This is a genomic window from Mycolicibacterium llatzerense (genome assembly GCF_025331195.1).
In the GTDB taxonomy this organism is placed as follows: domain Bacteria; phylum Actinomycetota; class Actinomycetes; order Mycobacteriales; family Mycobacteriaceae; genus Mycobacterium; species Mycobacterium llatzerense.
Window position 1 is genome coordinate 1,629,758 of sequence record NZ_LXOV01000001.1, and the last position, 19,239, is coordinate 1,648,996.

17 protein-coding genes and 2 pseudogenes are annotated in these 19,239 nt (G+C 62.2%); 11 read left to right on the top strand and 8 right to left on the bottom strand.

What is annotated here, in order from left to right; all coding sequences use genetic code 11:
* Positions 1-99 precede the first annotated feature (99 nt).
* From A7G45_RS08165 to A7G45_RS08175, 3 genes are all read left to right on the top strand, one after another.
* Positions 100-2,427, top strand: coding sequence for a thiamine pyrophosphate-binding protein (locus A7G45_RS08165; RefSeq protein ID WP_260935582.1), 2,328 nt, complete (start codon positions 100-102; stop codon positions 2,425-2,427).
* Between the two features lie 37 nt (positions 2,428-2,464).
* The gene (locus tag A7G45_RS08170; protein WP_377042070.1) at positions 2,465-3,634 is read left to right on the top strand and encodes a 2-oxo acid dehydrogenase subunit E2; all 1,170 of its coding nucleotides are present in this window, start codon (positions 2,465-2,467) and stop codon (positions 3,632-3,634) included.
* Positions 3,635-4,114: 480 nt separating this feature from the next.
* A complete protein-coding gene (locus tag A7G45_RS08175) occupies positions 4,115-5,134 on the top strand; it encodes an ABC transporter ATP-binding protein (protein ID WP_260935589.1) in 1,020 nt (339 codons plus the stop codon).
* A 134-nt stretch (positions 5,135-5,268) separates the two neighbouring features.
* Here A7G45_RS08175 and A7G45_RS08180 read toward each other — a convergent pair whose 3' ends face one another.
* From A7G45_RS08180 to A7G45_RS08200, 5 genes are all read right to left on the bottom strand, one after another.
* A complete protein-coding gene (locus A7G45_RS08180) occupies positions 5,269-6,240 on the bottom strand; it encodes a quinone oxidoreductase family protein (protein ID WP_260935593.1) in 972 nt (323 codons plus the stop codon).
* A gap of 132 nt (positions 6,241-6,372) precedes the next feature.
* Entirely contained in the window at positions 6,373-7,266 is an 894-nt protein-coding gene (locus A7G45_RS08185) for an SDR family oxidoreductase (protein ID WP_260935596.1), read from the bottom strand.
* A gap of 72 nt (positions 7,267-7,338) precedes the next feature.
* The gene (locus A7G45_RS08190; RefSeq protein ID WP_260935600.1) at positions 7,339-8,253 is read right to left on the bottom strand and encodes an SDR family NAD(P)-dependent oxidoreductase; all 915 of its coding nucleotides are present in this window, start codon (positions 8,251-8,253) and stop codon (positions 7,339-7,341) included.
* Between the two features lie 437 nt (positions 8,254-8,690).
* Positions 8,691-10,097 carry an aldehyde dehydrogenase family protein gene (locus tag A7G45_RS08195; protein ID WP_260935601.1) on the bottom strand — a complete coding sequence of 469 codons (1,407 nt, stop codon included), beginning with the start codon at positions 10,095-10,097 and terminating at the stop codon, positions 8,691-8,693.
* Position 10,098: 1 nt separating this feature from the next.
* Positions 10,099-11,199, bottom strand: coding sequence for an AMP-binding protein (locus A7G45_RS08200; protein WP_260935604.1), 1,101 nt, complete (start codon positions 11,197-11,199; stop codon positions 10,099-10,101).
* A 94-nt stretch (positions 11,200-11,293) separates the two neighbouring features.
* Between A7G45_RS08200 and A7G45_RS08205 the strand changes: the two genes are divergently transcribed.
* A complete protein-coding gene (locus A7G45_RS08205) occupies positions 11,294-12,088 on the top strand; it encodes a helix-turn-helix transcriptional regulator (RefSeq protein ID WP_260935605.1) in 795 nt (264 codons plus the stop codon).
* A 174-nt stretch (positions 12,089-12,262) separates the two neighbouring features.
* Here A7G45_RS08205 and A7G45_RS08210 read toward each other — a convergent pair whose 3' ends face one another.
* The 3 genes from A7G45_RS08210 to A7G45_RS08220 are packed head-to-tail and all read right to left on the bottom strand — an operon-like array spanning position 12,263 to position 13,852.
* Entirely contained in the window at positions 12,263-12,532 is a 270-nt protein-coding gene (locus tag A7G45_RS08210; protein ID WP_260935608.1) for a cytochrome C oxidase subunit IV family protein, read from the bottom strand.
* 4 nt (positions 12,533-12,536) lie between these two features.
* Positions 12,537-13,136, bottom strand: a complete 600-nt coding sequence (locus A7G45_RS08215) for a cytochrome c oxidase subunit 3 (RefSeq protein WP_260935610.1) — start codon at positions 13,134-13,136, stop codon at positions 12,537-12,539.
* Positions 13,133-13,852 (bottom strand): hypothetical protein, encoded by a 720-nt coding sequence (locus A7G45_RS08220; protein ID WP_260935612.1) that lies wholly within the window; start codon positions 13,850-13,852, stop codon positions 13,133-13,135. Before A7G45_RS08220 ends, A7G45_RS08215 begins: the two co-directional genes overlap by 4 nt.
* Before the next feature lie 827 nt (positions 13,853-14,679).
* On the opposite strand from A7G45_RS08220, the gene A7G45_RS08225 reads away from it, so the two are divergent.
* From A7G45_RS08225 to lipA, 7 genes and pseudogenes are all read left to right on the top strand, one after another.
* Positions 14,680-14,868, top strand: coding sequence for a hypothetical protein (locus A7G45_RS08225; RefSeq protein WP_260935615.1), 189 nt, complete (start codon positions 14,680-14,682; stop codon positions 14,866-14,868).
* Positions 14,869-15,053: 185 nt separating this feature from the next.
* Positions 15,054-15,443, top strand: coding sequence for a hypothetical protein (locus A7G45_RS08230; RefSeq protein WP_260935617.1), 390 nt, complete (start codon positions 15,054-15,056; stop codon positions 15,441-15,443).
* 115 nt (positions 15,444-15,558) lie between these two features.
* Entirely contained in the window at positions 15,559-15,873 is a 315-nt protein-coding gene (locus A7G45_RS08235) for a DUF7427 family protein (RefSeq protein ID WP_260935618.1), read from the top strand.
* 99 nt (positions 15,874-15,972) lie between these two features.
* Positions 15,973-16,308, top strand: a pseudogene (locus tag A7G45_RS08240) (transglycosylase family protein); the annotation flags it as partial.
* Between the two features lie 501 nt (positions 16,309-16,809).
* A pseudogene (locus tag A7G45_RS08245) lies at positions 16,810-17,163 on the top strand (NlpC/P60 family protein); the annotation flags it as partial.
* A gap of 205 nt (positions 17,164-17,368) precedes the next feature.
* Entirely contained in the window at positions 17,369-18,004 is a 636-nt protein-coding gene (locus tag A7G45_RS08250) for a TetR/AcrR family transcriptional regulator (protein ID WP_260935622.1), read from the top strand.
* 197 nt (positions 18,005-18,201) lie between these two features.
* The gene (lipA, locus tag A7G45_RS08255) at positions 18,202-19,191 is read left to right on the top strand and encodes a lipoyl synthase (RefSeq protein ID WP_260935624.1); all 990 of its coding nucleotides are present in this window, start codon (positions 18,202-18,204) and stop codon (positions 19,189-19,191) included.
* The last annotated feature ends 48 nt before the right edge of the window (positions 19,192-19,239 follow it).

Sequence of the window (19,239 nt, forward strand, 5' to 3'; positions counted from 1 at the left end):
TTGTGCTTCGGTGAGCTGTCTGCCCACTGCTGGTACACGAACCCGGTGGGTGGATAGTTACCAATCCTCCCGCGTCGCACGTAAAACAGGCAGGCCGTCATGAATGCAATCGTTTCCGTTGGCTCTCCAGCACAATCGTCCGCCCTCAGTGCCCTTGAGGCCGTCGAGAAGCGGGTGTTGTGGCTCGCAACCGCGATGGTCCACCACGCGAACCGGGTGCGGCCCAACACGTCCGGGCTGAAGGTGGGCGGACATCAGGCGTCGTGCGCCTCGATGGTCTCCATCATGACGGCCCTTTGGTTCGAACAGCTGCGCTCGGGGGACCGCGTCTCGGTCAAACCACACGCCTCCCCGGTGCTGCACAGCTTGAACTACTTGCTGGGGCAACTGGACGAGAAGTACATGACCACCCTGCGCGAGTTCGGCGGAATCCAGTCCTACCCGAGCAGGTCGAAAGACCCCGACCCGGTCGACTATTCCACTGGCTCAGTGGGTATCGGCGCTACCGCACCCGTTTGGGGGGCCATTGCCCGCCGATTCGTAGACACGCACTACGGCGCCGGTGGCACCGGCAGGCAGTACTCCCTGGTCGGTGACGCCGAGCTCGACGAGGGCGCAGTGTGGGAAGCCATCATCGATCCGGGAATCGCCGATCTCGGGGAGATCGTCTGGATCGTCGACCTGAATCGGCAGTCGCTCGACCGCGTCGTCCCCAACATCGCAGCAGGCCGCCTGGAAAGCATGTTCGCTGCCGCAGACTGGCAGGTCATCACGGTGAAGTTTGGGCGCTTGCTCGAATCGCTGTTCGCCCGGCCCGGCGGTGACGCGCTGCGGACTCGAATCCTGCAGATGCCCAACCCGGAGTACCAACGGTTGCTGCGCTGCAGCGCGGATGAGATCCGCCTGCGCCTGCCTGGCGAAGGCCCGGGAAGTGCAGATATCTCTGCGCTGGTGTCGACTCTCGACGACGCGACGTTGTCCGCTGCCGTTCGCAACCTCGGTGGACATGACCTCGCCGCGTTGAACAACGCGTTCGAGCAGATTGACGACACGCGCCCAACCGTCATCATCGCCTACACGATCAAAGGCTATGGATTGCCCACCGAGGGGCATCCGCAGAACCACTCTGCTCTTTTGAGTCGTGATGAATACGCCGACCTGGCAGCAACTCTGGGGATGGACCCGCTGCACCCGTGGCAGCGATTCGACGATCATTCCGAGGAAGGTCAGTTGTGCGCTGCCACAGCAGAACGCTTGCGCCGTGAGCTAATTCCCGCGTTGACCCCACCGGCCGTGCCGACCGATATCGGCCGCACACCGAAAGGTTCGGCTACCACACAGGCCGCACTCGGACGTGTGCTGCTGGATCTGACGCGTGAGGCGCCTGAGGCGGCAAGCCGGGTGGTTACGGTCAGTCCCGACGTCAGCTCGACTACCAACCTCGGCGGATGGGTCAACAAGGTCGGTGTCTGGTCAGCTGCCGAACGCCACAACTGGTTTGCCGACGATGCTGAAACGATCATGCATTGGAATGAGCGTCCCAGCGGGCAACACATGGAGCTCGGCATCGCCGAGACGAACCTGGTGGGTCTCATCGGTGAGCTCGGTGCGACCTGGAGCCGTTGGGGACAACCGCTGTTCCCGATCGGTGTGCTCTACGACCCGTTCGTCGAACGTGCCCTGGAGCCATGGTCATTCGGCATTTACGCCGGTGGCCAATCGATCCTGGTCGGCACTCCTTCCGGCGTGACGCTCGCAGCCGAAGGCGGGGCGCACCAGTCGATCAAGACCCCGTCGATCGGCATCGAACAGCCAGGTTGCATCAGCTACGAACCTGCGTTCGCGCTGGACGTCGAGTGGACGCTGTTGGCCAGCATCGCCCGATTGGGTCGGCCCGACGGAACGTCGGCATACCTGCGGCTATCCACCCGCCCGGTCGACCAAACGTTGGCCAATGTCCCCGCCGACCCGGCTGCCCGCGAACGCCGTCGTCAACAAGTCGTCGCCGGCGGGTATCCGTTGCTGCGCAGGGATTCTGCTCGCGTCACCATTGCCGCGATGGGCACCCTTGTCCCAGAAGCGATGGCCGCTGCGGAACGGCTGAACGAGGCCGGCGTGCCCGCCGATGTGGTGTGCGTGACCAGCCCGGGGCTGATCTTCGAAGCCCTGCAGGCCCGCCAAGGGCGTGCACACGGTGAGACATGGATTCTCGATCAGCTGTTCCCCCAAGACCGTGCAACCCCATTGGTGACCGTCCTCGACGGCCACCCGCACACATTGGCGTTCCTGGCCAACATCCAACAAGTACGGGCCACCGCGCTGGGGGTGTCCAAGTTCGGGCAGGTCGGAACTGTTGACGATGTGTACCGCTACCACGGCATAGACACGGACACCATTGTCCGTGCGGCCCTTGACATCGCCCGCTAATCCACCGCACCAGGTCAACGAGAAAAGACAACACTTCATGACGAGTACACAGCAAGACGTCGAGACCGTCGTCTACATGCCGGCACTGGGCGAAAGCGTCGAGGAGGGCACCGTCACCCGTTGGCTCAAACAGCCCGGCGACCGAATCGACGAGGAAGAGCCACTTCTCGAGGTTGCCACCGACAAGGTGGACACCGAGGTGCCATCACCGTGCAGCGGTATCCTCGTCCGGCTGCTCGCCGAAGAGAATGACGTCGTCGCCGTCGGTGCGGAGCTCGCCGTCATCAGCACCGAGCCCGCGGCCGCGCCGGTCGTCGCCGAACCACAGCCCGTCGTCGTGGCACCGGCACCGGCGGTCGTCGCGCCAGCGCCAGCGATTCCCGCTGTGTCTGAGGCGATTCCGGCGGCGCCTGTGGCGATCGCCCCCGATCGGACTCCCGTCACTGTGGGCCAATCTCCGACCGGGGCGGCCGCGCACAACGACGGCGCACAGCCAGTGGAGAAGCTGACCCGAATCCGACGCACCATCGCTGCGCGCATGGTTGAATCGCTCAGTGTTTCAGCGCAACTGACGACCGTGCTCGAGGTTGACTTGAGCACCGTCGCAAAACTCCGCAACGCGCACAAGTCTGACTTCCATGCACGCACGGGCGCCAAACTGTCTTTCCTGCCGTTCTTCACAAAGGCCGCGATCGCCGCGCTGCCCGAGCACCCCATGCTTAATGCCTCACTCAACGCTGACGTCACCGAAGTCACCTATCACAGTTCCTGCCACCTGGGAATTGCCGTTGATAGCCCGAAAGGCCTTATGGTCCCGGTCATTCGGAACGCCGATACCCTCAGCCTGGCGCGTATCGCTCAATCCATCGCGGACCTGGCGCAGAAGGTCAGGTCCGGAACGATCACGCCAGATGAACTCAGCGGCGGCACCTTCACCATCACCAACACTGGTAGCCGCGGTGCCCTGTTTGACACACCGATCATCAACCAGCCGCAGACTGGCATCCTGGGAACCGGAGCCGTCGTCGAGCGCCTGGTGCCGATCCGCGACGAGGATGGCGGTCTGCGCATCGAGGCCAGGCCGTTCGCCTATATGTCCATCACTTACGACCACCGCATTGTCGACGGCGCTGACGCGGCGCGCTACCTCAGCGCCGTGAAGAAGCATCTCGAATCTGGCTTTGCCGGTAGCGATCTGGAGGACTAGAGAGATGGAGCAGCGCGGCGCGTATCCCTCCTGCGCGGTATCGATTGCGCAGAGACTTACGCCTCGCGCCGATGTTGAGCATGGAGAATGGTCGCCCCAGTCAGAACAGCAACATCTGCGCCGATCAGTGGTAATGCTGCTGCGCACGCTCATGGTTGCCATCGTGCTGGCGGCCTACCTGTGGGCGGCGGTCTGCGACAACTCCACACCCAGGGCCCATGCGCCGTCGGGTCCGGCACCCATTCACGCGGCCAGTATCGCCCCGCTGCACCAGCCGCGTACTCCACGCGGAGAATCACACAGCGAGGCTGCTGATTTCGAATTGCGTCCTGGATATGGGGCGTGACTGGTGCACCCGAGTCCATCAGCAGAGCGGTGCGAATCTGAAAGTTGTTACCCCGTCGTGCAATCGCGCGTAGCGATCTGGGCACCGCCAGAGGCGCCGGGAATTAGCCAATTGATGTTGGAAGGCGAAGGACCATGGGCATTGAAATCGATGTAACAGGACTGAGCAAGTCCTTTGGGTCGTCGAAGATCTGGGAGGACGTCACTTTGACGATCCCGGCCGGTGAGGTCAGCGTCATGCTGGGCCCGTCCGGTACCGGTAAGTCGGTGTTCCTGAAGTCGCTGATCGGTCTGCTGCGCCCGGAGCGGGGTTCGATCGTGATCGACGGCACCGACATCTTGCAGTGTTCGGCGAAGCAGTTGTATGAGATCCGGACGTTGTTCGGTGTGCTGTTCCAAGACGGCGCGCTGTTCGGCTCGATGAACATCTACGACAACACGGCCTTCCCGCTGCGCGAGCACACCAAGAAGTCCGAGTCCGAGATCCGCAAGATCGTCATGGAGAAGCTGGACGTCGTGGGTATGCCCAACGACGGTCACAAGTTCCCGGGCGAAATCTCCGGTGGTATGCGCAAGCGTGCCGGCCTGGCCCGCGCCCTGGTGCTCGACCCCAAGATCATCCTGGTCGACGAGCCGGACTCCGGTCTGGACCCCGTCCGTACCGCCTACCTGTCGCAGCTGCTGATCGACATCAACGCGCAGATCGACGCCACGGTGCTGATCGTGACGCACAACATCAACATCGTGCGTACGGTGCCGGACAACATCGGCATGCTCTACCGCAAGCACCTGGTCATGTTCGGCCCCCGCGAGGTGCTGCTGACCAGTGAGGAGCCGGCGGTCAAGCAGTTCCTCAACGGTCGTCGTATCGGCCCCATCGGTATGTCCGAAGAGAAGGATGAAGCCACCGCGAAAGCGGAAGCCGCGGCAATCGAACTCGGTCACAGCCACGGTGGTGTCGACGAAGTCGAGGGCGTACCACCACAGATCGCTGTCACCCCGGGTATGCCGTTCCGGCAGGCGATCGCTCGTCGCCAGGCCCGGGTGCGCTCGATCCTGCACACCCTGCCGCCCGCCGCGCAGGCCGCCATCCTCGAAGACCTCAACAACAACCCGGCTCCGAGCGAAACCCAGACCTTAGAGATCGCGCGATAGCCACCACCTGACCTGCTCAGCCTGGCCCTGCATCGAAGACCAGGCTGAGCACGTGTCTAGAAGGCACCGATGCGCCGGACACGGGACCGCCGCGTCATGGCAACGACTTTCAGACCGGTGGGGTGGTTCGAACGTCAGTAACCGAATGTGATCTTCCCGGTGTGCGCGTTGCTTTCAAGAAGCTGATGGGCGTCAGCGATGTCGGCTAAGGCGAAGCTCGAATCGAGTGTCGGCCGAATGCCGAAGTCGTCCACCATCTTCAACATGCTGCGGAAATCATCAGGGCTACCGAGAGTGACCCCGAAGATCGACGCGTGGGAGAGATACAGGGTCGGTATATCGACGAGCGCTGCGCGGCCGCCGGTCGAACCGAAGACCGAGATTCGTCCCCCGGCACGTAGACACCGCAGCGCCTCAGGCAGATTCGAGCCCGCGCCGCTGAGGATGACGTCGACACCGCCCGAGGTGAATTCCTGAACTTGCTGTGGCCAGTCAGGATCAGGGTAAAGAAAACCCGCGGTTGCCCCCGCCGTACGTGCAGCTTCGACCTTGGCGGGCGTCGACGAGGTGACCAGCACTCGCGCGCCGATCGCGGCGCCGAACTTGATGGCAAAGGTCGACACACCGCTGCCCGCGCCGAGGATCAGTGCCGTCTCACCCGGCCGCAGGCCTGCCCGAGTGAACATCGCGCGATAGGCAGTCAGGGCGGCGCAGGGTAGCGACGCCGCTTCGTGCCACGACAACTGGGGCGGTTTCGCAAAGAGGTTCTGCTCGGGAACCGATATGTATTCAGCGTAGGTGCCGTCAGTTTCGTCGCCGATGACAGTCAGTTCTGCGCCGGGAAACGGAGCGCCCGGGGCCCACCCCAGGCAGGGGTAGATCACGACCTCGCCACCGGTATCGGTCCGGACACCGGCGCCGTCCATGCCCAAGATGCATGGGAGTGGCAGATCGCGGTCGCCACGCCTGACGATGGCGTCGTGCCAATTCAGCGAGCCCGCGCGGAGAGCGACGACGACCTCGCCAGGCCGCGGTACCGGGTCCGGCACATTTTCGATCGAAAAGGCTTCCGGACCACCCCACTCGTGGACGACTGCGGCCCTCATGTCTGCGACCCGGCGGTTGTTTGATGATTCACGTGAGTGGCATCTCCAGAAACGGGCAGTTGGGGAGCACCGGTTGCGCGCTGCAGCCGCGCCAACAGTGACGATGACGGCTGCAGCGCGCGTGCGCCGAGATCAGAGGGATTTGCCGGCCGAGAGGTCCGCGTAAGCCTTGGTGGCGAACTGTTCGAAAGTTGTCGGCTTGCGGCCCAGGAGCCACTCCAGCGTTTTCGAGTTGCCGATGAAGTCAAACTTGGAGTACCACCGCAAGATCGACTGCAGGATGTCCGCCTCGTGCTTGTGCTCACCGTTGACATCTGATGTGCCCCAAAGTACTTCAAGTAGATCAGCGGGCTTCTTGGACAGTACTGAGATGTCTTTGCCCATCACACGAGACAGGATTCTGGCCATCTCGATGGGGTCGATCTTGTCGGGACCGGCCAACTCGTAGGACGCACAGAAATGTGCAGAGCCTTCGATCAACACCTTGACGGCAACGTCGGTGAGGTCCTCCAACGCGATGTACGAGTGCTTGCGCGAGGTGTCGGTCCAGAAGCAGGGGAGCGCGCCCATCTGCATCACCGGCGCAACATGGACATCCCACATCATGTAGTCACACGGCTTGAGGATAGTGAAATCAACGCCGGACTCGATCAGTGCCTCTTCCTGATCGCGCTTGTAGCGATGCTGCATGATGTCGATGATCGTGTGCATCACCGAACTGAAGACCACATGACGGGTACCGACGCGCTTGGCGGCCTCGATCATCGCGAAACCCATCTCGCGTTCGCGCGGATGCGCACCCGGACTGATGTGATACACCGAGTCGCATCCGTCGAGAGCTTCGCTGTAGATTTCAGGGTCGCTGAGATCACCGACGAAGACTTCACTTGCCCCCAGCGACAACAGTTCGTCGTCGCGTCCGGCGGTACCGCGCGCGGCGCGGATCGTCAGGCCCGCGGCGGCCAGCTTCGGCAGCAGTAGCTTGCCCTGATGACCGAAAGCCGCGGTAACTAGAACAGATGGCATGAGTTTGTCCTCCTAGGTTGAGATTTCGCGTCCGCCGTGTGTCAACGGCAGGTCTGAGAGCGGTGCGGCATGTCACACCGGGAATGTCACGCCCGTGAGCTCCTCGGAGATGGACCAGAGGCGACGCTGGGCCGACGCATCGTGTGACCGGGCACTTGACTTGACGACGCAGGGTGCTCCCCGAGTCTGGAGCGCTTTGGACGGGCCCAAGAATTGGCCGCCACGCACGGCGGGGTCGGTCGCCGCCCGCAACGATGGCAGAGCGCCCATCGACGCGCTCTGCGTGATGAACGGCCGGGCGACGCGGTACATGGCACGGAAGTACATTGGCGCGTTCCCGACCAGTTCTGTGTCCGATAGTCCGGGGTGAGCAGCAACGGCGATGGTGTTGCCGGTGCCTTTCAGCCGCCGCTGCAGCTCGTAGGTGAACAGCAGATTGGCCAGCTTCGACTGCCCGTAAGCGGTTTCCGGATGATAGCCGTGCGCAAAGTGCAAGTCCTCGAAACGAATTCGAGCACCGACCTTGTGCGCCAGACTGGTAATCGTGACGACTCGGGATCCCTCAACTGGCAGCAGGTGTCCCAACAGCAGGCCAGTGAGCGCGAAGTGCCCGAGGTGGTTTGTTCCTAGCTGTAATTCGAAGCCATCTGCCGTCTTTGACGGCGGTGTGTACATGACGCCGGCATTGTTGATCAACAAGTCGATGCGTGGATAGGTATCGCGTAGCTCTTGAGCCGCGGCGCGGACGGAGTCGAGCGAGGCAAGGTCGAGCTCCTGTACGGAGAGGTCGGCCCCTGGATGATCTGTAGCGATGCTGGCCATCGCCGCGTTGCCCTTGCCGACGTTGCGTACCGCCAAAACCACGTGTGCGCCACGTGCCGCGAGCGCGCAGGCGGTATGAAATCCAATCCCGGCGTTTGCGCCGGTTACCACGGCAACCCGACCAGACTGGTCGGGAATTGCGGTCGTCGTCCAGTTATTGCCCACGGGGACACTCCATTTCAAGTGGATTCTTCGTAAACCCGAACCAGAGGTCGGAACGTTCTGCTGGCCGAATGCGGCTTCGTAGTTCTGCGACGACAACTTCTCGGCTCGTTGGCGTCCCCGCCGTCGAGTCGCGGTGCGCTTCGTGGGAGTCCGAAAGCCTTATGCCTGGCATGTTTTGGGAAGTCTCGTTCACATCGTGACAGTCCGTTGATCTGATGTCAATGAATGATTGTTGGTTGATAATTCGTGGTGGCGGCAGGTTGTTGCTTCGCGAATTGGTCCACGCTGGCCATTGGCTGCTGGCTCGTGATCTGTAATCGGATTCGATGCAATTGATTGCACTGCAGCTGATTCCATGTGCTGAGTGAGTACGGGGCGACCCGGGCGCTGAGTCAATCGCGCTGGGACGGTGGAGTCTGATTGCCGGTGAGCGCGGTCTAGTCTCGGATGAACCCCTTGTTGCGCATGAGGAAATCGGCCGGGTATCCATCGTGGGGAATATGCGGTGCCGTGTAGTGCGTCGGGCGGTGGCCGCTATAGACGTTGGTGATGGTCGGTTCATCGATGAGCGCGTCGATGAGGTCGGGGTCCTTGGTGATGGCGTTGACCACCAGGGAGTTTCGTAGCGGTGAGATACCGTCGGAGCGGGACCAAGGCGCGATCCACTCGCAGGGGAATGGCAACTCAGTATTGAGGGTTGCGAGATCTGGCTTGGGCAGCAGGTGTACCGCAGGGCGGAGTGCGGCGTTGGCTCCGTCGAGATCTGCAACTACCTGGTCGGCGCCGAGCAGGGGGATAGTGCCTACGGCGCGGAGTGCCAAGACATCGGCAATTGCACGGGCCCGATCGATAGGCTGTGTCGGCAGTTTCGCATCGGGATCATGTGGCGGCAGCGGTTTGATCGTCGACAAGCGTTGTGCGACTGCGTCGGCGAGCTCTCTGGGATCGCCTTCGTATAGCACGGCGGTGGTGTTCACGCACGCCATTCCGCCGTGGTGGCTCACCGAATCGACGATGGTGTCCAGGTAGTCGTGCCAGTCCATGTCGGCGGTGATGATGGTCTTCGAACGGCCGGGTCCGTTGACGAAAATGGTGGGATCGTCGGAGTACTTGTCCACCACGTCTTGGCCTCCATACACCATGCTCAGATCGGTGGACCGCAAGATTTCGTCGGCGCCGGCGTAGTCCGTCGGCAAGTAGATGACGTCGGCTGGGCGCAGGCCGGCTGCTCGCAGCGCCAGTACCATGCGATGAGCGGTGAAAGGTTCACGTCGAGACGGCCGGATGGCCACGCGGTATCCTAGAAGCAGCGCCTCGATCCAAAAACCGAACAATCCCACGGCATTTCCTGAAGCGTGAACGCCATAGACGCGCCCTTTGCGCGCCCACACTGCGCCACCCCGGCGTGTGCGGTCCTCTTGCCAGTCGAGCGCGGCGGCGCTCGGTTGAGCGGCCCGTATTGATGCCATGGCGGCGCGACATTGGTCGGCGACGGCGGCCGCGCCCGGAGTCGTTATCGACACGGGCAATCCGGATACCCGAGCTGCCAGCGTCGCGTACTCGTCGAAGGTTAGTCCCGCGATAGTCGTGTTCGCGACGAGGTCGGCCGCCTCATTGATGATCCGCATTCGCTCGGATACCGGCAAGGGAATGACGTGGCGTTGCGCGTCAATGTCTCGGCCGATCAGAAGCGTTGGCACGAAGGTCATCTCGGCGATCGGTACGCCAGCGGTGTCTGTGATCACTTCGGTGCGGCGGGAACGGTAGGTGCCCTGGACTGTCAGTGCATCGAGAACTACTGGTGCGGTCTCAATGCTAGACGTGCGGTCGATCTGTGCAGGCATGTCAGTAGACGCCCTCGATGACGGTCTCTCCTTCGAAGGAACTGACCGGCTGTACGGCGCTGATCGCGTCGCCGTACTGGCCGGCAGGACCGGCTACCCGAACGGCGCTATCGCGCTCGAGGTTGTTGGGAATGAACATGACTTTGCTGAGGTGATGCACCAGCACCTGCCCACGTTGCCCGTAGGGCACAGGCTCGCCGGTGGCGGGATCGAGCACCTCGAAAACCACATAGGGGAAGCGCGAATTGAAGACGTATACCCCGTCGTCGGGCTCAGCTGAACGCGTGATGGCCGGCGACAGCGTCATCGTGTTCCCGAACGCCATGGTGATCGACGTCCTGGGGAAGAGCTCCTTGAGCAGGAAGTAGGTGTCAGGGTCCAACTGAGCCCCGCCGAGCAACATGAACCGCACATTGTTGTTGATGAGGTCGACGATTTCCTGGCTCCGGGCCATCGCCTGCACAATCGGAGGGGTCGTGAAGATGTTGCCAATGTCTTGGCTCTGCAAGATGAATGCGGCCTGTTCGATGATGTGGTCGACGTATGCACTGGCTTCGCCATTGGTTCCCCGGGCCACGAGTTTCTTGGCCCAGCGTGGATCGAGATCTACGGAAAAGAACACCGAGCCGAGCGCTGCCGACACGTGCTTGGCGACATGCCCGACGCCGTGCGGCCCACTCGGCACGATACCGAGCATGCCGCGCCCCTGGTCGTAGCCACTATCAACCAGCTCGGCGACCTGCCAACGTATGGACTGCTCGAACCAATCGGGCATCTGAATCGTGCGTTTCGGTGCGCCCGTGGTGCCGCCCGATTCGAAGACGTACGGAATCGGCGCCGGCGAACCGTATCCGCGGGGAATCAAGTCTTCGACTGCGGCGGTGCGCAACTCGCCCGCAATGTTCGGAAACAGTCTCAGATCGGCAAATGTAGTGACGTCGGTTAAGGGGTTGAAATCGAGCACATCGAGCTTCCGGCGCCAGAAGGGCGAGCCGGTCTCGTCGCTGAAATGCCAATTGATCACTGAACGCAAAAACGCCTCTGGATCAGCGAGCGGTGCATTGCGTGGGACGTCAAGCAGTGCATAGTCAACGTGGGTCATGCCTTTGATGCTGCGCGTTCGAGCACTGACTAGGTAGAGCGAGGTTTTCCTAGGTCTGCCAGACCGTGGCTACCGGGGCAACTAGAGTTGGACCATGGCGGCCAACGGCCTTGGTGAGTTTCTTCGCGCACGCCGGGAAGCGGCATTGCCGGTTGATGACCGATCCGGTTCATTGCGGCGGCGCCGCACTCCGGGGCTACGTCGCGAGGAAGTCGCGACCCGAGCCGGTATCAGCGCCGATTACTACGCGCGACTCGAGCAGGGACGTGTGCGGCATCCGTCGGTGCAGGTCTTGGCCTCCGTTTCGCGGGCGTTGGAGCTCGCGCCGGAAGAGGTTGCTTACCTTCACGAATTGGCGATACCACGCGGCTGGGGTGCAACGACAGAATTGCCAGAGGGGCCAGGGGAGTATCTGTTGATGGTGATGAACACGTGGACCTTTGGCCCCGCCTACATCATCAACAGGCGCTGCGATGTCATCGCGCGAAATGAATTGGTGTGGTTGGTATTCGATCAGTTCGAGGTGACTGACAACATACTTCGCATGGTTTTCCTCGATCCCAGTGCGAAAACGACCTGGGTTGACTGGGAGTCTTTTGCTGTGGCGATTGTTGGCGGTGTGCGATCGATGCTCGGCAGCGATGTTGATCAACCGGGTACGGCCGAGTTCATTCGTGACTTCGCCTCGCGTAGCGATGATTTCGCACGCCTATGGAGTATCCAGAGTGTCAGTGTTCCTCAGGTTAAGCGGAAGTCGTTCAGCCATCACGAGCTTGGACATCTCGAGTTCGGATTTGATCTGTTGACATCGATGAGCAATCCAAGCCAACTGCTTGTCATCCACCGAACCGGTGACAGCGAAGGCGAGGCGACAACACCGTCGCAGTAGCCAGGTACGTCGGTAAATGAGCTTGCACTGCGAGCATTTATCGGATTCTGGCGCTCTCGGTGGCGTAATTCTGGTGGCCAGGGGCGAGGGTGACGGCGTTCGCTGCCTGTCTCCGGGTGGCCCCATGGATCACCGTAGGCTCCTGCGCTGCACGAAGGCGAAGGCAACTGCTGTCTACGGATGAATCGTAAAGTTGATGGTGATCAGTGCCGCGCACAGGACAACGACGTAGCCCTCGACGAGAATCCGGAGTCCAGCCTTGGCCTGCCTGACATCCATGAAATGATGTGCAACACAAAGGACTTTGATCATGGCGATTCCGATGATGATCGCGGCAGCCACGGTCTTGGAACCGTAGTTTTGTTCGACACCGACGATGTAACCGCCGAAGGTCAAGGTCAACAGGGCCGCCCACGTGAGGGCGAGACGTTTCTCGATATTCATTGCATCACTCGATCAGGTAGAACAACGCGAACAGGACGATCCACAGCAAATCCACCATGTGCCAGAAGATTCCGAATGTCTCGATCGTTGCAGGCAGGTGGGGTGTCGGTTCGGGGCGCCGCGCTGTCTGGCGTATCCGACCCAACGCTGTCAGTCCGATAAGGACGTGCACCAGATGGATGCCGGTAAACATGAAGTAGTAGAGGTAGAACTGGCTGGATGTTATTGAATGACCAGCCTGGAGCAGATGCGACCACTCGAGAGCTTTGATCGCCACGAACCCAATGCCACACAGAAAGGCTCCGTTGAGCAGCCGGACGACCTCTGAGTGTTCAGCCTTCTGGGATGTGGCCACTGCCTGCGCCACCAAGAGTGAACTGGTCAGTAGCAGAACGGTATTCAGTGCGCCGTAGGTGAGGTTGAGAGTCGAATTCCCCTCCGCGAACGCAGCGGGATTGCTGCCGCGGGCGTACATGAATGTGCCGAAGAACAGCGCGAACTCCGCCATGTCGCCCAAGACCAGAACCCAGATGCCGGCTTCTCCCGGGATGCGAGTCGTCTTCTGCACAGCGCGTGACGAAGTGATCGCGCTCAGTGCCGTCATGCGTTGATCCGTTCGGGTGCTGGGGCCATGGAAGCGAGTTGTGCGCCATCGAGATCGGATTCGGTCGCTTCCTCTGACTCTTCTCGGGCGATCGCCCGCAGCATCAATATTGAGAGAGTGATGATCCAAATGCAGAAGACGACGACGGGGACGTACCAGGTGAACAGTCCGTTCCACGCGAACGGTCCGTCATGGAAGAACACAGTCATTGTGCCCGAGAGAAACACCAGCCCTGCCCACAGGTTGAGGTAGCCGGACCAGCGGGGCATCAGCGGGCGAGTGTGCTTGTCGCGCAAGATCGCTGCGCCGATGACCGCCGTCTGCAGTACCGGCGTAGACGTGATGGTGGTGAATAGCAGCCATGCGGTGTCGTTCATTGCCAGCAGGATCTCTGGGGCCCGTGGCCTGAACGTCATGGATTGCCAGATCACCAACGAGAAGATGAACTCCAAGACGAACAACGCACCGAGCGCCAAGTTGGCGTAGGCCAATACTGCGTTGCCGCGGCTCATCCGCAGCATCTGCACGGTCAGCGCTGCGCTCCACGAAGCTAGGAACGCCGCGGCGAAGACCGACACGATCATGCCCGCGCGGATTCGAGTGCGATCCTCTGAAAACAACCGCACCAACTCCGGGCCGCTGGACTGAGGGGACGGAGGCGGAATGAAACCTGCTACCAACCAAAAACCGATCAAAAAGATGACGAGCATCCACAAACCGCTGTACACGCACCACCGCTGGGCACTGGTACTCATTGTCGTAAGCCTCCAAGCAGACGGCGATGTGCGTTCCGAGAAATTGTGGGCGCTGACCGGGCGCCGCTGGGCTTCCACCGCGGGAGCTGTCGAACTCAATCGTTTGGTAGCGCAGCGAGGGACATAGTAACCAGGCAATTGACTATGAATCAATGATTTTGAGTCGAGCGGTCGATCGGGCGTCGGGTCGTGGTCGACCCGCCGAAGGTCGAGTATTTGCTGAGCGGGTTGATCGCCGGTCGAACATGACCGTGGCGATCGGCAGTTGATCGTCGGCGCTGGGCGCGCTGAGAGTCGGCCGGCGGTCGACTGGACGGGGGCGGAAGGGGTATCCGAGTGGGCGCCGTCCATGGGGGTGGCTGTCGTCGCCGCGTAATTGACACTGTTCAACGGGTTGGTTGGCCTGGAGCCTCATCTGTCGGCGTGGCCTCGACCTGGGGTGGGTGGTAATTGCGGGCGGCGCGTCGGCTACTGCGCAGGCTTTCGATAAGTCATTGACTCAAAATCATTGAATTGACGTCAAGTGATTGCTAGTGTTATCGCAGAGCGGGCGGATTCACCCCAAGCGCCTAGCTCGGAGAGCCAGTCCAATGGGACGTTCGGGCTCTTCAGTAAGAGCGAAGGGAGCCGATCAATGAGGATCGGATTACTACCACCACTGGATACGACAAGCAGCGCCACCAGCCTGCCTGCCGAGACTCCCGGGCTGCGACCCCGACCTGCCGCAACAGTGCCCGTCCGCTTCATTGAGACGTACGCGACGCTATTCGAGATCAACGGCGGCAGTCATGTGGACCTTGATTACCAGTGACGGGCGCCGGCTAGCGGAAATCGGCTCCGAGGAAATCGCACGCCGAACTGTGCACACCCTGGGCTTCACCCAGTGGCGCGGACCGTTCTCCTGGGATGTGGTCGGTAACGACGGGCGTCGGTTCGTCGCCGAGATTCGGCACCACGTCGACAGCGGCCGATCATGAACACCCGTGATGACCTGCGCGTCACAACGGTCTCGGATGTCGGCACCCCTCTGGCTGCGATCACAACGGCGATGAGCGCTTCGCGGATAGTTCGTCCGTGCGAGCTGGTGCGGCTACGCGCCGCTGAATATGGGCGCGGCTTCAGCGCTCCGTGACAATGGAAAAACCAACTGGCGGTCACCACCATGCAACAACTACAAGAAACGAATTTGGCCTGGTCGCTCATAGAAGCCGTCAAGCCTGAGCTGGACGCCCGAGAGCGCAACCACGTCTTCATTAGTGTAGGGGCCGGAGACGCATTCACCGCCGTTCGCATCCTGATCAAACTGATTGATACCAAAGGGATTTGCCTGCAGACGCACCTGGTGAAACTCTGCGCGGCGTGGCTCGAGGCGTACCAGTTGCACGAGGACCACGCGCAACTCGCAGCGCTCATCGACGGCATAGCCGTCACTGCCGCCAGTCTTCGGACGGAACCGATCGTGCGAGCCCTTACCCGCACGAGAAGCTCAGCAGCTCTGGCGATTGCGTCCAGTGCATGCCTCGACCGGGGAGTTACCGCGCGGGCCGGCTAGCCGCGCTGTTTTACGAAAAGACCTGGTGTGGTCAAACGTTGGTGAATCCGGAATCGGACTCGCACGGCCTACGCCGACCACAAGTAGACCGTCGTCAAATGGAGGCACGATCACCATGAACAGAAATCAGAGTAGTCATGTCGCAGGCGATTTTCCCGGATGGCGCCTGAAGATGAGCGCAAAGCAGGCATGGGCCATCCTGACTGCTGGCGTGCTCAGCTATGAAATCGCTTGTCGGGATGGTCAATTGCTCAGCGAAGGCGTAGATGATTGGCTGGTCTCGCGCCCAATCCTCACCCGGGCAGCGATCGCGGCCATGGCGCTGCATCTGGGTAACGCGGTGCCCAAGCGCTATGACGTTGTCTCACTGGGGTTCCAGGTCCTTCGGCACAGCTCGCGGTACCTAGTGGCCGACCGGTTGGCAAGTTGACATGGCGCTGACCCCCACCGCAGGTGCATTATGCCGCGACAGCATCGTCCGACTGCCCTGCCGACCTGATGAATCCGACCCTGGCACAGGGGATCACCGATGACCGGGCGGCATCGTAAAGTCAGGACCTCAACATCAAGGGCGACGGCCTTGAAGTTCGCGGTCACTGGGGTGGTCCTGGGTGGTAGCGGCGGGGGACTTGCTGGCCATGCGAGTGCGGCGACGGACAGTGAATGGGATCTGGTGTCGCGCTGTGAGTCTGGCGGTGATTGGTCGATCAATACCGGCAATGGGTATCAGGGCGGGCTGCAGTTCGCGCAGTCCACGTGGAGTGCCTATGGGGGCGGCCAGTACGCGGCCGAGGCGCAGCGGGCGACCAAGGAACAGCAGATCGCTGTCGCCGAGCGGGTGCTTGCGGGGCAGGGCCGTGGAGCGTGGCCGGTGTGCGGTGGCCCCCTGTCGACGGCCACGCCACGCAATGTCCAGCCGGCTGCCGACGCGCCCGCGCCGGAGATCGGAACGGTCATCGACGCTGCGGCGCGGGACGTTGCGGCGCCCTCTCCCGATGCCGAACCGGCCGAGCTGCCGCACCCGCCAGACGTGTCCGCGCCACTAGCCTCACCGGATCCGCCCGCCCCAGTGGAGGTCGCGCAAGTGGCAGTCTCGGTTCCGGATGTGCAAGGCCCCCTACCGGATTCGCCGCCCGCACCGCAGCCCGCTCCGCCGAATGCCAGACAAGAAGATCCCGCCCCGGATGCTTCGCCAGCACCCGATGCCCAGGCAGAAGCTGGGCCGGCCCAGGACGCCGTGCTGCTACCACCCGCCGATCCGCAGTCCCCCGACCCGTCGCAGGGCCCGGCGCCCGAGCCGCCGGCGCAGTTGGTGCACGCCTCGGCCACCGATCTGACCGATGGCGCGGCCACCGAGGCCACCCTGATGACGCTCATCCGTCGCTATACGGGCACGCCGTACATCTGGGGTGGCGATTCCCCGGCGGGCACGGACTGTTCAGGGCTGGCATCGTGGCTGGCGAACACGGCCACCGGCCGCCCGGTGTTCGGTGACCGGTTCGACACCAGCACCGAGGAATCGGCGCTCCTGGCACGAGGATTCCAATACGGCACTGCGCCAGGGGCGTTGGTGATCGGCCGGAATGATCACCACACCGCGATCACGCTGGCCGACGGGACACCGGTCGCCAGTGGCGAGGGAGGCGGCATCCATATCGGTGGCGGCGGTGCCTACCAGCCCCAGTTCAACCACCACATGTACTTGCCGATCACATCCGACCGGGTTGATAGCTAATGGGCTGCGGCCGATGCGAACGGCGCGACCCGGTACGGTCTCGGCGTACGGGCAATCCGTGACATGAAATCCATTGATATTGTGGGGATTAACTCAATATGCACTTCCTGATGGGCAACGAACGGGTCTCTGAAATGACCGAAATGGGATCAAAGTAGTGAATGTTGTTCGAAGCATGAGAAGGAGCGGTGTGGCTAACGGTGAAACACGGGGGTCGCGTCCCCGCGGCAGACCCCGGCTGACCATTGAGAACGAAGCGATTGCCGACGCGGTGGCGGAACTCCTGGCCGCTGGTGGCTACGAGGCCGTGGGCGTCCCTGAGGTCGCCGAGCGACTGGAGATCTCCAGGGCCACGATGTACCGGGTGGTGCCGACGAAATCGGACCTTCTGGGCATTCTCTTCGAGGTGCGCACTCGCCAGCTGTCGGAGGACTCCGAAGCTGCCGTGTCTGCGGTCACTGATTCGACAGAGCAACTTGCGGCGCTAATCCGGCTGCAGGCCGAGGCGGCCGTGAACATGCGGCGGTACATGCCGGTGTTCTTCGGTGGGGGAGACCTGCCGCCCGAGGTCTTCGCGCGATGGCACTCGTGGAGCAAACGATACGAGGACCTGTGGGTCGACGTAGTCACCGCCAACATCGAGGATGGGAACCTCAAGGAGGGTGATCCGCAGACTACCGCGAGGCTCATTCTCGGCGCGATGATCTGGGTGTCCCGGTGGTATCGGCCGGTCGAGAAGTTGACAGCCGAAGAGATCGCAGAGACAGCGGTCAATCTGCTCGGTATCCGTGCGGGGCGGCGTGGCGCGGCGGTGCGCACGGCATGACGGATGCTGATGGTATGCAACGCCATTCGCCGCGTGCAGGGGTCCGATCGTGCCAACGTGGTTGTCAGCCTGGTTGCGCGGCGCCGTCCGCTCAAGGGGATCGCTGTAGGTGAAGTTGCCTGGGTGACCTGGCAAGACTTGTGGAGAATCCACTGAAAATTCATGTCTGTCAACGGTATTAGATCAATGGTAGGGGTATGGGTACTGACGTGAATCTTGACGGACGCAACGTGAATCCTGACGGACGCAAGCTGCTCCGTCTGGAGGTCCGCAACGCGGAGACGCCGATCGAGCGCAAGCCGCCGTGGATCAAGACCAAGCTGAAGATGGGCCCTGAGTACAAGGACCTCAAGAGCCTGGTCAAGCGTGAGGGATTGCACACGGTGTGCGAAGAGGCCGGCTGCCCCAACATCTACGAATGCTGGGAAGACCGCGAGGCCACCTTCCTGATCGGCGGCGAGCAGTGCACCCGCCGCTGCGACTTCTGCCAGATCGACACCGGCAAGCCCGCCGACCTGGACCGTGACGAACCCCGCCGGGTCGCCGAGAGCGTGCAGACCATGGGCCTGCGCTACTCCACGATCACCGGCGTGGCCCGCGACGATCTGCCCGACGGCGGCGCCTGGCTGTACGCCGAGACCGTCCGCCAGATCCACGAGCTCAACCCGAACACCGGCGTCGAGCTGCTCGCACCGGACTTCAACGGCGTGCCCGCGCTGCTCGAAGAGGTCTTCGACTCGCGCCCAGAAGTGTTCGCGCACAACGTCGAAACCGTGCCCCGCATCTTCAAGCGCATCCGCCCGGCGTTCCGCTACGAGCGCAGCCTCGGCGTGATCACCGCGGCGCGCGACTACGGCCTGGTCACCAAGAGCAACCTGATCCTCGGCATGGGTGAGACTCCCGAGGAAATCCGGGTGGCGCTGCAGGACCTGTATGACGCGGGCTGCGACATCGTCACCATCACCCAGTACCTGCGCCCGTCGCCGCGGCACCACCCGGTGGAGCGCTGGGTGCGGCCGGAGGAATTCGTCGAACACCAGCAGTTCGCAGATGGCCTCGGCTTCGCCGGTGTGCTGGCCGGACCGCTGGTCCGGTCGTCCTACCGGGCCGGAAAGCTATACAAGCAGGCGGCGCAGATGCGTGCTAACCGCACCGCGCCGCTAGCCGAGGATGGCTTACCCGACTGATTTCACGCCAAACGGCCGCCACGACAGTGTCGGTCCAGAAGAACGTGC